This is a genomic window from Jatrophihabitans sp. sgz311053 (assembly GCF_056135305.1).
Map to the genome: position 1 here is coordinate 368211 of NZ_JBWAXP010000003.1, position 11897 is coordinate 380107.

13 protein-coding genes are annotated in these 11897 nt (G+C 70.4%); 10 read left to right on the top strand and 3 right to left on the bottom strand.

Going from position 1 to position 11897, the window contains the following annotated elements; genetic code table 11:
- Nucleotides 1–3 precede the first annotated feature (3 nt).
- On the bottom strand, nucleotides 4–213 hold the full coding sequence (locus tag AC0NZQ_RS19715) for a (2Fe-2S)-binding protein (protein ID WP_474531787.1): 210 nt from the start codon (nucleotides 211–213) through the stop codon (nucleotides 4–6).
- 261 nt (nucleotides 214–474) lie between these two features.
- On the opposite strand from AC0NZQ_RS19715, the gene AC0NZQ_RS19720 reads away from it, so the two are divergent.
- From AC0NZQ_RS19720 to AC0NZQ_RS19760, 9 genes are all read left to right on the top strand, one after another.
- Nucleotides 475–1125, top strand: coding sequence for a hypothetical protein (locus AC0NZQ_RS19720; RefSeq protein WP_474531788.1), 651 nt, complete (start codon nucleotides 475–477; stop codon nucleotides 1123–1125).
- 143 nt (nucleotides 1126–1268) lie between these two features.
- Entirely contained in the window at nucleotides 1269–1844 is a 576-nt protein-coding gene (locus tag AC0NZQ_RS19725; protein WP_474531789.1) for a TerD family protein, read from the top strand.
- Between the two features lie 85 nt (nucleotides 1845–1929).
- Nucleotides 1930–2505, top strand: coding sequence for a TerD family protein (locus AC0NZQ_RS19730; RefSeq protein ID WP_474531790.1), 576 nt, complete (start codon nucleotides 1930–1932; stop codon nucleotides 2503–2505).
- Between the two features lie 83 nt (nucleotides 2506–2588).
- Nucleotides 2589–3725, top strand: coding sequence for a DUF475 domain-containing protein (locus AC0NZQ_RS19735; RefSeq protein WP_474531791.1), 1137 nt, complete (start codon nucleotides 2589–2591; stop codon nucleotides 3723–3725).
- 42 nt (nucleotides 3726–3767) lie between these two features.
- Nucleotides 3768–4658, top strand: coding sequence for a TerD family protein (locus AC0NZQ_RS19740; protein WP_474531792.1), 891 nt, complete (start codon nucleotides 3768–3770; stop codon nucleotides 4656–4658).
- A gap of 104 nt (nucleotides 4659–4762) precedes the next feature.
- A complete protein-coding gene (locus AC0NZQ_RS19745) occupies nucleotides 4763–6034 on the top strand; it encodes a toxic anion resistance protein (protein WP_474531793.1) in 1272 nt (423 codons plus the stop codon).
- A gap of 13 nt (nucleotides 6035–6047) precedes the next feature.
- Complete coding sequence (locus AC0NZQ_RS19750; RefSeq protein WP_474531794.1) at nucleotides 6048–6551, top strand: hypothetical protein; 504 nt, start codon at nucleotides 6048–6050, stop codon at nucleotides 6549–6551.
- A 12-nt stretch (nucleotides 6552–6563) separates the two neighbouring features.
- Nucleotides 6564–7139 carry a TerD family protein gene (locus tag AC0NZQ_RS19755; protein ID WP_474531795.1) on the top strand — a complete coding sequence of 192 codons (576 nt, stop codon included), beginning with the start codon at nucleotides 6564–6566 and terminating at the stop codon, nucleotides 7137–7139.
- A 97-nt stretch (nucleotides 7140–7236) separates the two neighbouring features.
- Entirely contained in the window at nucleotides 7237–8238 is a 1002-nt protein-coding gene (locus tag AC0NZQ_RS19760; protein ID WP_474531796.1) for a TerD family protein, read from the top strand.
- A gap of 268 nt (nucleotides 8239–8506) precedes the next feature.
- Here the strand turns inward: AC0NZQ_RS19760 and AC0NZQ_RS19765 are convergent, their stop codons facing one another.
- Nucleotides 8507–9808 carry a TerD family protein gene (locus AC0NZQ_RS19765; protein WP_474532036.1) on the bottom strand — a complete coding sequence of 434 codons (1302 nt, stop codon included), beginning with the start codon at nucleotides 9806–9808 and terminating at the stop codon, nucleotides 8507–8509.
- Between the two features lie 58 nt (nucleotides 9809–9866).
- On the bottom strand, nucleotides 9867–10640 hold the full coding sequence (locus AC0NZQ_RS19770) for a TerD family protein (protein ID WP_474531797.1): 774 nt from the start codon (nucleotides 10638–10640) through the stop codon (nucleotides 9867–9869).
- A gap of 89 nt (nucleotides 10641–10729) precedes the next feature.
- Between AC0NZQ_RS19770 and AC0NZQ_RS19775 the strand changes: the two genes are divergently transcribed.
- Nucleotides 10730–11887 (top strand): HpcH/HpaI aldolase/citrate lyase family protein, encoded by a 1158-nt coding sequence (locus tag AC0NZQ_RS19775; RefSeq protein ID WP_474531798.1) that lies wholly within the window; start codon nucleotides 10730–10732, stop codon nucleotides 11885–11887.
- The last annotated feature ends 10 nt before the right edge of the window (nucleotides 11888–11897 follow it).

Genomic DNA, 11897 nt, shown 5'->3' on the forward strand with positions numbered 1-11897 from the left:
AGCCTAGGGGACGAGCGCGGCGACCCGCGTCAGGGCCGCGGCAGGGCAGGGACCGCAGCGGCTGGCCAGCAGCTCGTCGATGTGGTCGTGGCAGGTGCCGCAGGTGCCGCCGGCCCGGGTCGCCGCCGTCACCGAGCCGAGGCAGTTCGCCCCGGCGTCCATCGCCGACTCGATCTCGTCGTCGGTGACGGCGTGGCAGATGCACACGTACACGTCCTGGCCTCCGTCCACGCTGGTCGCTTCGTCCGGTGGTCTCAGATTAGGTAAGCCTCACATAACCCGCAAGGTGGTCCGGGTCTCTGTCTCATTCGGTGGCCGGGATCGCAGCCGGGTGAGAGCGGGCGGCGCGGCAACGGTGGCGTGGCCATAATGGACAGCGCCGATCGAAGCGAGGTCGGCGCGGCGCGACATCGTCCCCCGATCGGGTGGGCCGACCGGCGCCACAGCCGATGCCCGACCGGGGAGGGGACCCGCATGGCCGACGACGCGCCGGATCGCGACCCGGAGATCCGCAAGCGCGCGGCGTGGCTGCTGGGCATGCTCGCGCTCGTCGCGGCGCTCTTCGTGGTGCTGATGGTGACCTTCTTCAACACCTCCGGGGGTAACCCGGACACTCAGGACTACGCCGGGCCGACGGAGGCACCGACCGCCCCTGCCAGCCCGTCGGGGTCGAGCGCGAACAACTCCTCACCGGCGCCCGAGGTGTCGGGCAGCGACGGCAGCACCGGTGCCCCCGGGAGTGACGGCCCCTCCGGAGCCACTGGCTCGACGGGCGCCGGCACGGTCTCGTGTCCCGACGACAAGCCCTGCGCCCTCACCGCCGATGTCGGCAACGCGGTTGCCGCCATCAACGCCTACCGCACCGAGAACGGCAAGTCCGCGGTGCCCGGCAAGGTCTCGGCCGCGGCCACCGCGTGCGCGCTCTCCAACGGCAACGACTGCGACGGCAAGTGGGCCCTGACCCAGGTGCCCGCCGGTGACGGCGGCGGGCCCGACGGCACGCTCGCCGTCGACAAGATCAAGCAGCTCGGCAAGCTGCTGGCCGACACGAAGTCCATCGATGTCGGGTGGGCCTACGACCCCGGCTCGAAGCAGTTCTACTTCGCCGTCATCCGCCAGGGGTGACCGTCCGGGCCGGCCATGGACGCTGCGCCGTGCGGCCGAGCGAAGCCGGTGGCAGGCGGGGACCGCTCCCCGGCGACTGCGGTAGCCAGGGCGGCTAGGGTCGCAGACATCCGTGTTTCTGTGACCTTTTCCTGGAGCCCACCGTGACCGTGAGCCTCACCAAGGGCGGCAATGTCTCGCTGACGAAGGCCGCGCCCGGTCTGTCGACCGTCGTGGTCGGCCTCGGCTGGGACGCCCGCACCACCGACGGCGCCCAGTTCGACCTCGACGCGAGCGCCATTGTCTGCAACGCCGACAACCGCGTGGTGTCGGACAAGCACTTCGTCTTCTTCAACAACCTCACCTCGCCCGACGGTGCGGTGTCGCACTCGGGCGACAACCTCACCGGTGAGGGGGGCGGCGACGACGAGCAGGTGACGGTCAACCTCACCGCCCTGCCGGCCGATGCCGCCAAGATCGTCTTCCCGGTCTCGATCTACGAGGGCGGCAGCAACGGCCAGACCTTCGGTCAGGTCCGCAACGCCTTCATCCGCGTGGTCAACCAGGCCGACGGCTCGGAGCTGGCCCGGTACGACCTCTCCGAGGACGCCTCGACCGAGACCGCGATGATCTTCGGCGAGCTCTACAAGAACGGCAACGAGTGGAAGTTCCGCGCCGTGGGGCAGGGTTACAGCGCGGGGCTCGCCGGCATCGCCGGCGACTACGGCGTCAACGTCTGACTCCGCTACCGCACACTGTCCGACCTCGCAGCTACCGTCCGCAGCTACCGTCCGCGCAGCACCTACGAATCTCGGGAGGAACCCCATGAGTGTCAGCCTCAGCAAGGGTGGAAACGTCTCGCTCACCAAGGAGGCGCCGGGCCTGACCGCCGTCCTCGTCGGTCTCGGCTGGGACGCCCGCACCACTTCCGGTCAGGACTTCGACCTCGACGCCTCCGCGCTCATGCTCGGCTCGTCGGGCAAGATCCTCTCCGACCAGCACTTCATCTTCTTCAACAACCTCGTCAGCCCCGAGGGCTCGGTCGAGCACACCGGTGACAACCTCACCGGTGAGGGCGAGGGCGACGACGAGGCGATCAAGGTGAACCTCGCCGGCGTCCCCGCCGAGTGCGACAAGATCGTCATCACGGTGTCGATCTACGAGGCCGAGCAGCGGCAGCAGTCCTTCGGTCAGGTCCGCAACGCCTTCATCCGCGTGGTCAACCAGGCCGACAACAACGAGATCACCCGCTACGACCTCTCCGAGGACGCCTCGACCGAGACGGCGATGATCTTCGGCGAGCTGTACCGCAACGGCAACGAGTGGAAGTTCCGCGCCGTCGGCCAGGGATACAGCAACGGCTTGCGCGGCATCGCCCTGGACTTCGGCGTCAACGTCTGAGCCTGCGCTCTCGCGTCCGGTGACGGGTTCCCGCCGTCGCCGGGCGCCGGTTGCCCGCCACCCCTCACCCCGCTGGAGCACCCGTGTTCTTCCGCATCTTCGGCTGGTCGCTCGGCGTCGCCGTCCTCGGCCTCGTCCTCGGCTTCGTCTACGACAGCACGACCGGCCTCGCCCTCGTGGCGATCCTGGCCATCCTGGAGATCTCGCTGTCGTTCGACAACGCCGTCGTCAACGCGACGGTGCTGGTCCGGATGAGCGAGTTCTGGCAGAAGATCTTCCTCTCCGTCGGCGTCATCATCGCCGTCTTCGGCATGCGGCTGATCTTCCCGCTCATCATCGTCAGCCTCAGCGCGCAGAAGTCGCCGGTCGAGGCGGTGAAGCTGGCGCTGGAGAAGGGCAACCCCGACGAGCCCGGCACCTACGGCTTCCTGCTGCGTGAGGCCCACCCGGCGATCGCGGCCTTCGGCGGCATGTTCCTGCTGATGCTCTTCCTCAACTTCGTCTTCGAGGAGCGGGAGATCACCTGGCTGAGCTGGGTCGAGAAGCCGCTGCAGAAGATCGGACGGCTCGACCAGCTGTCGGTCGTCATCGCCCTCGTCGCGCTGGCGTCGGTGGCCTACACGATCGGCGCCCACATCGAGCACCCCGAGCCGGCCGACAAGAGCGCGACGGTGCTGTTCTGCGGCGTGCTGGGCATCGCCACCTACCTGCTGGTGAACGGTCTGGGCGAGCTCTTCAACATCGAGGACGACGACGAGCTGGACGAAGCCGACGGCCACGTCAGCATCCAGCGCAACCAGAGCGCGACGGTGGCGGTCGGCAAGGCGGCCTTCTTCCTCTTCCTCTACCTCGAGGTGCTCGACGCGTCGTTCAGCTTCGACGGTGTCATCGGCGCCTTCGCCATCACCTCCGACCCGATCATCATCGCGATCGGCCTCGGCGTGGGTGCGATGTTCATCCGCTCGACGACGATCTTCCTCGTCCGCAAGGGCACGTTGAGCGAGTACGTCTACCTCGAGCACGGCGCCCTGTGGGCGATCGGCGCTCTGGCGACGATCCTGCTGGTCTCCATCAAGTACGAGGTGCCGGAGCTGGTCACCGGCCTCATCGGCGTCGGCTTCATCGCGTTGGCGCTGCTCTCCTCGATCGTGCGCAACCGCCGCGAGGCGGCAGGCTCGGGCGACGGCTCCGGCACGAGCACAGCTGCGGCATCGGTCTGACCGAGAACATCCTCACGAACCCGATCGCGAGAAGGAGTACTCGTGGGCATCGACTACACGAAGCGTCCGGCCACCCCGCCGACGCCCCCGCCACCCCCGCAGCAGCAGCCGCCGCAGCAGGGCGGTTACCCGCCGCCCCCGCCGCCGGGATATCCGCCGCAGGGTCCGCCTCCGGGGTACCCGCAGCAGGGTGGATATCCGCCGCCCCCGCCGCCGGGATATCCGCAGCAGGGCGGTTACCCGCCGCCCGGCTACCCGCAGCAGGGTGGTTACCCGCCGCCGCAGCAGCAGGGCCATCCCCAGCAGGGGCAGCAGGGCGGGGTGTCGCTGTCCAAGGTGACGCTGACCAAGTCCGCCCCCACGGTCTCGCTGAGCAAGCACGGCGGCCAGGGCGGCATGCTGCGCGTGAACCTGAACTGGAACGCACGGCCGGAGCAGAAGGGCCTGTTCCGCAAGAACACCCAGCTCGACCTGGACCTGGGCTGCCTCTACGAGTTCGCCGACGGCAGCAAGGGGGTGGTGCAGGCACTGGGCAATGCGTTCCAGGGCGACATGCAGACCACGCGCGAGGTCCTCATCAGTCTCGACGGTGACGACCGGTCCGGGCGGGTGAGCACCGGCGAGAACATGACGGTGAACCTGCAGGACATCAGCAAGATCCGCCGGATCCTCGTCTTCGCCCTCATCTACGAGGGCGCTGCCAACTGGGCCGCCGCGCAGGGACTGCTGACCATCTTCCCGGTCAACGCGCCGCCGATCGAGATCCACCTCGACGACCCGCGGGACGGTGCCCGGATCTGCGCCGTCGCGCAGCTCGTCAACAACAACGGCGAGCTGGTCATCCAGCGCGAGGTCAACTACCTCAACGGCGCGCAGCGCGCGCTGGACCAGGCCTACGGTTGGGGCATGAACTGGACCGCCGGCCGCAAGTAGCACCCGGTCCGACGACCGCGGCCGCCCGGAACGCCGGTGCCGCCGCGGTCGTTGCTCCACTAGCAAGAATGCAGTCCTCCGCACGATCGACAGGGAGCAGCGAGATGTCCGAGCTGGACTTGGGAGCCACCGCGACACCGGCCGGGACGCCGGGCGCCCAGCCCGCCGCGGGAGGTCTGGTGCTGACACCTCCCGCGCCGGTCCAGGTCGTGAAGGAGGAGCAGGTCGCCGGAGCCGTCCCCGTCGCGCCGGAGAAGCAGACCGAGCTGCAGCAGCGCGCCGCGGCTTTCGCCACCGAGCTCGCAGCCATGGACCACCGGACGCCGCAGTTCTCGCAGAAGATCGACACCATCACCTCGATGGGCGACAAGGAGCTGCGCGCCTCGGCGGCGGTCTCGAACCGGATGCTCGACCGTCCGGCGGCGGTCGTGAAAGGCCAGCAGGGCGGAGGTGGTGGCGATGCCCAGACGCGGGTGGCCGCGACGCTCAACGAGCTGCGCAACACCGTCACCGACCTCGACCCCAACCGGGCCGATCTCACCGGCGCCAAGCGCATCCTCAAGTGGATCCCTGGCGGTGACAGGATCCGCAAGTACTTCCAGAAGTACGAGTCGGCGCAGACGCAGCTCAACGCGATCATCAAGTCGCTCGAGTCGGGCCAGGACGACCTCCGTAAGGACAACGCGGCGATCGAGACCGAGAAGCAGAACATGTGGACGACCATGGGCAAGCTCAGCGAGTACAACGAGCTGGCCGGTGCCCTGGACGAGGCACTGACGCAGAAGGTCGCCGAGCTCGAGGCCGCGGGCAACACCGAGGCCGCCACCACGCTGAAGTCCGACGCGCTCTTCGCGGTGCGGCAGCGGCGGCAGGACATCATGACCCAGATGGCGGTGTCGGTGCAGGGCTACATGGCCCTCGACCTGGTCCGGAAGAACAACATCGAGCTGATCAAGGGCGTCGACCGGGCGCAGACGACGACGGTCTCAGCCCTGCGGACCGCGGTCATCGTGTCGCAGGCCTTGGCGCGGCAGAAGCTGGTGCTGGATCAGATCACGGCGCTGAACACCACGACCTCGAACCTCATAGAGTCGACGTCGCAGCAGCTTCGGGTGCAGGGTGCCCAGATCAACGAGCAGGCCGCGGCCAGCACGATCGACATCCAGAAGTTGCAGGCCGCCTTCGACAACGTCTTCCAGACCATGGACGCCCTGGACACGTTCCGGGCGCAGTCGGTGGACAGCATGGCGCAGACCGTGACCGCGCTCGAGGGGCAGATCCAGCGGGCCCGCCCGTACCTCGAGCGGACCCGGCAGCAGGAGGGCAACACCGCCGAGTTCGGCGCGGCCAACCCCCAGCAGCTGCCGCGCGGCTGACGGTTGCGGAGGCATGACTTCGTGGTTTCGGCGTAGCCGTCGCGACGATCCACCGCCGCCCGAACCGCCGCCCGCCGACGGCACCGACCCCGACGACTCGCCGGAGAAGCTGCTCGAGCGGCAGTGGCAGCTGGTGCGCTTCATCAACGCCAACGCCGGCTCGCTGCCGGTCGAGGCCGTGGTCTTCGCGCGGGGGATCACCGACACCATCCGCGACGTGATCGACACCGCGTCCGACCGTGACCTCGACATCTACGCGGTCGTCTCGATCAACGGCATCGTCAACGACTACCTGCCGACCACGCTGCGGACGTACCTCAACCTGGACCCGTCGCTCACCGAGCGAGAAGGCCCGTCGGGACGCACGCCGCGAGCCGCACTGCGCGAGCAGCTGGAGGCGCTCTCCAGCGCTGCCGACGATCTGCTGCAGGCGACGCAGTCGCACGACGTCGACGCCATCTTCACGCAGGGCAACTTCCTGCGCACCAAGTTCTCCCGGTCCGACCTCGATCTCTAGGGTTGGAGTGTCATGGCTGAGATGAAGCGCGGTGCGAACGTGTCGCTGAGCCGCGAGATCCCCGACCTGCGCGGTCTCGTGCTCGGGGTGACGTGGAACGCCGGTCACGAGCGCGTCCTCGATGACAACCTCGTCTTCGCAGCCCTGCTCTGCGACGCCCACGGACGGGTCAGATCCGACAGGGATTTCGTCTTCTTCAACCAGCTCGCGTCGGCCGAGCTGTCGGTGCAGCAGCTGGAGCAGGCACTGGGTGAGGACCAAGTGCAGATCGAGGTGGATCTCGCGGCCGTCCCCGCCGACATCGAACGGATCGTCTGCGTCCTGTACATCAACGAGGGGCCGGCGCAACGACGGACGCTGGGACAGCTGCGGTCCTGCCAGATCCGCGTGCTGAACGTCGCCGGCAACGCCGAGCTGGTGCGCTCCGAGCAGCTCGCCGACGGCTTCGACCTCGAGACCGCGGTGGCTCTCGGCGAGGTCTACCGGCACGAGGCCAACGGCCAGCACGAGTGGAAGTTCAAGGTCCTCGGGCAGGGCTACTCCAAGGGCATCACCGGGATCGCGGCCGACTACGGCCTGCCGCTGTGATCGCCCTCGGGCCGGCATGATCACCGATCCGCGCTTCGCGCCGAACCGTACAGACCTGCCGTTCCTGCGTAAGCGCGTCCGGCCCAAGCAGCCGGCCGTGCCCCCGGCTGCCGACCCGGCCGCCGCCGTCTCGCTACGGCGGAGCGAGACGCCGAGCCGGACCTCCGCAGCGGCTCCCGCCGCCTCCGGACCGACGATCGACTACACCCGCCACGACCGGGAGCAGGCCGCTCCGGGACCGGCCCCCTCGACCTCACCACCTGCTGCCGGGGCCTCCCCGCAGCCGCCGCCCCCTCACCCGACGCGCGCCAGCCCGGCGACCCCGCCGGCGGCCACGTCGCCGGGCACGTCGCCGGCCACGTCGCCAGGGGAGACGTCGGCCTCGCTCGACCTCTCCGTCCCCGCCGCACCGTCCACTCGTCCTGCTTCGCCGCGGGCCGGCGCACCCGTGAACGCGGCGCCGCCCGCCCCGCCGGTACGGCGTACGCCGGAGCCGCCGCCCCCGCTGCCGGCCTGGATGGAGCGTCACGTCACGCGGGTGACCGGCCCGGTGCAGCAGATCCTGCGGGTGCAGGACCCCACGGTGACGCTCACCAGGGTGCAGTCCGGGATCGGGCAGCTCGTCGTCGAGGCCGTCTGCTCGCCGGCTGTCGGCGACCTGCGGCTCGGTGCGGCCTTCCAGCTGCGCTCCGGCATCAGCGGCATCGTCGCGCAGGCCGACGGCAACCGGTTCGGGCCGTCGTCCTCTCGGCGGCCGGTCATCGTCGGCTCCCGCGAGGAGTACGAACGTCTCGGCATCGACCTGCGGCAGACCACCGACATCGAACGCATCGCGGTCTTCGCCTTCTCCGAGTCGCGTACCGAGTTGACCTGGGGCGGCACCCTGGTCGCCCAGCTCGAAGGCGGCGCGCGGCTGGAGATCCCGCTGGAGCGGCTCTATCCCGGCCGCATCGCGATGCTGATGACGCTCTACAACCTGCACGGCGAGCTCGTCGTGCGGGCAGAGATGGAGACCATCGTCGGCGACGTCCGGGAGGCCGCGCGCGCCTACGGCTACGACCGCATCACCTGGCGCGACGACCGCCATCCCGTCGACTGACCCGAGTCACCCGGCCGAGCTGGCGGCCCAGCCCGGTTGGTCGCCGCGCCCGTCCGGCCGCCCGCCGTCCACGCGCGGTCGCCCGCCGTCCGGCGCGGTTGGCCCCATGCCGGCGCGGTTGGCCCCATGCCAGCGCGCCTGCATCGCGGTTCGCACCGCGCGTGGGTGGGGCCAACCCGGACGGGGCGGTGGGTCGTGTGCCCCTGCGGCATGCTGGAGCGGGCCAAAACCCCACACTGGTCAGACGAGGCTGGGTTCGGGTGGAACGTCAGGGCGCCGTGGCGTGGACCGAACCCGGCTCGACCAGCTTCTTCACCGTCCGCGCCTTGTGGAACTCACCGATGGCCCGCATCTCCCAGGAACTGTCGGGCTGCCGCCGCAGCGCGGCCATGATCACCGCGCTCGACGGCTCCGCCTCGCTGAGGTCGAAGCGGACGAGCTCGGCGCCGGAGGCGTCGTCGACGAGCCGGCAGAACGCGTTGGCGACGTCGGTGAACTTCTGTCCGGTGAACGAGTTGATGGTGAAGACGAGGGCGGTGACCTGCGGCGGCAGTGCCTGCAGGTCGACCTTGATCTGCTCGTCGTCACCGTCGCCCTTGCCGGTGAGGTTGTCCCCGGTGTGCACGATCGCCCGGTTGAACTCCTTCAGGTTCATGAACCAGACGATCTCGAGCTTCTTGCCGGTGTGGTCGTAGGCGACGACGGAGGCGTCGAGATCGATCTTCTTGCCGCGGGCGGCCGGATCCCAACCGAGGCCCATGGTCACGCGGCTCAGCGGCGGAGCGCCGGTCTTGGTGAGGCTGACCCGCTGTCCCTTCACCAGGTTGACCCGCCCCTTGTCCAGGTTGACCGGCGCGGGCGGCGGACCCGCCGGCGGCGACCAGGCCTGCTGCGGCGGTGGCGGGAAGCCCTGCGGCGGTGGGGGTGGCGGGAAGCCCTGTGGCGGTGGCGGTGGCGGGAAGCCCTGTGGCGGTGGCGGTGGCGGGAAGCCCTGTGGCGGTGGCGGTGGCGGGAAGCCCTGTGGCGGTGGCGGTGTCACGGACGGCGGCGTCGCCGGCTCGGGCGCGTCGTCGACACTGATGCCGAAGTCGGTGGCGATGCCGGCGAGCCCGCTGTCGTAGCCCTGCCCGACGGCGCGGAACTTCCACTCTCCGTTGCGGCGGTAGAACTCGCCGCTCACCATCGCCGTCTCGGTGGTGGCGTCCAGGGCGAAGTCGACGACCCGGCTGCCCGATCCCGCGTCGGTGACGACCAGCTGCAGGCCCGGCACCTGGCCGAAGGTGCCGCCGTCGGCGGAGGCGGCGAGGACCACCCGGTCGACGTCGTTCGGCAACGCGGCCAGATCGACCTCGACGGTGTCGTTGCTGCCCTGCTTGCCGGCGTGCCGGACGCCACCGCCCGGATGCCGCGGCTGGTTGAAGAAGACGAAGTCGTCGTCGCTCGCAACCTTTCCGGTGGTCTGGAGCAGCAGCGCGGAGGCGTCGACATCGGGGACGCCGGGCCCGCCCTGCCACGACAGCGTCACCCGCACCGACGCCGCGGGCACCGGGACGTTGCCGCCCTTGGAGATCGTGGTCATCTGCGCATCCTCGGTGAGTGAGCTGTGGGCAGGCCGTGACCGGCGAGCCTCAGCGCGGGGGCCATGGTGCGTCGAGGTCCAGCGGTGACCCGGACCCCGAGGGCGCCGCTGCGGGAGGCGGCGGGGGAGGTGGGGCGGGCGCCGGCGGGGCGGAGACCGCGGCCGCCGGAGTGGGTGGCGGTGCGGGCGGTGTCGGTGCAGGCGAGGGTGGCGGCGTGGTCGACGGATGCGGTGCAGGCGGCGGCGGGAGAGTGGAAGGCCGCGGGGGAGTGGAAGACGGTGGGACCGCTGCCGGCGCCGGCTCGTCCCCGGTCTGGATGCCGAAGTCCTGCGCCAGCCCGGCGAGGCCGGAGGCATAGCCCTGCCCGACGGCGCGGAACTTCCACTGCCCGTTGCGCCGGTACAGCTCGCCGCAGAGGAAGGCGGTCTCGTCGGTGGCGGTCATGGCGAAGACGGCCAGTGCGGCCCCGGCAGGGTCGGTGAGCACCAGCTGCAGGCCCGGCACCTGTCCGAAACTGCCGCCGGTGGCCGACGCCGCGAGCACCACCCGCTCGACTCCGGCCGGCAGCCGGGCAGGGTCGATGTCGATGACGTCGACAGCCGGCGGCCCGGCGGTCTTCCCGGCGAGCGAGACCGCTCCGGACGGGTGTCGCGGCTGGTTGTAGAAGACGAAGTCCTCGTCCCCGGCGACCCGGCCCGAGGCCGCCACCAGCAGCGCCGAGACGTCGACATCCGGGACACCCGCACCGCCGTCCCATCGCAGTGACGCGCGGACCGGGGTGCCGGGCAGCGGGATGTTGCCGCCCATCTGCATCTGGGTCATGAATCCCGATCGTGCCAGACAGCGCGGCCGACGTCCGTGCCGAACGCGACGAAAACCTGGCGGACACATCCGCGTGGCATCATCCGCGGATGCGGCACTTCGACTACCTCACCGACGAGGATCGGGACCGGCTCTTCCTGCGTCCGCCGGAGTCGTTCTCGCCCGCCGACGGCCTCGACATGATCGGGGTCGGCCTCGGCGCCACCCTCTACTGTCCCGGCACCCGACCCCGGCTCGCCGACGACATCACGCGCCGCGCGGCCGAGGGTGTCACCAGCATGGTCGTCTGTCTCGAGGACGCCGTCGCCGACGACGACCTGCCCTTCGCCGAGGGCAACGCCGTTGCCCAGCTGCGGGAGCTGCATCGGTCGGGACGGGCACGCCCGCTGGTCTTCGTCCGGGTGCGGGACGAGGCGCAGATCCCCATGATCGTCAGCGCCCTCGGCGACGCCGTCGACGTCCTCGCCGGCTTCGTGCTGCCCAAGTTCGACGAGGAGCACGGCGCACCCTTCCTGGAGGCCGTCACCGCCGCGTCGACCTCGCTGGGACGGCCGCTGCTCGCGATGCCGGTGATCGAGGCCGCCGGGATGGCCCATCTGGAGACGAGGGTGGACAGCCTGCTCGGCGCGCGCCGCCTCGTCGACAAGTACCGCGACCTGGTGCCCGCTGTCCGTATCGGCGCCACCGATCTCTCCGCTGCCTGGGGCCTGCGCCGGGGCCGGGACTTCACCGTCTGGGACGTCCGGGTCGTCGCCGACGTCATCGCCGCGGTGATCAACGTCTTCGGCCGCCGTGACGGTGGTGTCGTCGTCACCGGTCCGGTGTGGGAGTACTTCTCGGCTACCGAGCGCATGTTCAAGCCGCTGCTGCGCGAGTCGCCCTTCGCCGAGGCGCACGACCGTGCGCTGCGGGCAGAGATCATCGCCGCCGACCTGGACGGCCTCATCCGGGAGGTGTCGCTGGATCGCACCAACGGCCTGCTCGGCAAGACCGTCATCCACCCCAGCCACGTCCCGGCCGTCCACGCCCTGTCGGTGGTGGCGCACGAGGAGTACAGCGACGCCTGCGCGGTGCTGGCCACCGAGTACGGCGGCGGCGCGACGGCGTCGGCCTTCGGCAACAAGATGAACGAGAGCAAGCCCCACACCGCCTGGGCGCAGCGCACCATGCTGCGGGCCCGCGCCTTCGGAGTCGCCCGGGAGGAGACCTCGTTCGTCGACCTGCTCGCGGCCGGGCTGCACCCGTAGGCCAGGCTGT

Excerpts from the sequence above, each read along its gene's own strand:
- AC0NZQ_RS19775 (WP_474531798.1), top strand. The coding sequence starts at position 10,730 with ATGCGGCACTTCGACTACCTCACCGACGAGGATCGGGACCGGCTCTTC.
- AC0NZQ_RS19745 (WP_474531793.1), top strand. The coding sequence starts at position 4,763 with ATGTCCGAGCTGGACTTGGGAGCCACCGCGACACCGGCCGGGACGCCG.
- AC0NZQ_RS19720 (WP_474531788.1), top strand. The coding sequence starts at position 475 with ATGGCCGACGACGCGCCGGATCGCGACCCGGAGATCCGCAAGCGCGCG.
- AC0NZQ_RS19750 (WP_474531794.1), top strand. The coding sequence starts at position 6,048 with ATGACTTCGTGGTTTCGGCGTAGCCGTCGCGACGATCCACCGCCGCCC.
- AC0NZQ_RS19770 (WP_474531797.1), bottom strand. The coding sequence starts at position 10,640 with ATGACCCAGATGCAGATGGGCGGCAACATCCCGCTGCCCGGCACCCCG.
- AC0NZQ_RS19755 (WP_474531795.1), top strand. The coding sequence starts at position 6,564 with ATGGCTGAGATGAAGCGCGGTGCGAACGTGTCGCTGAGCCGCGAGATC.
- AC0NZQ_RS19730 (WP_474531790.1), top strand. The coding sequence starts at position 1,930 with ATGAGTGTCAGCCTCAGCAAGGGTGGAAACGTCTCGCTCACCAAGGAG.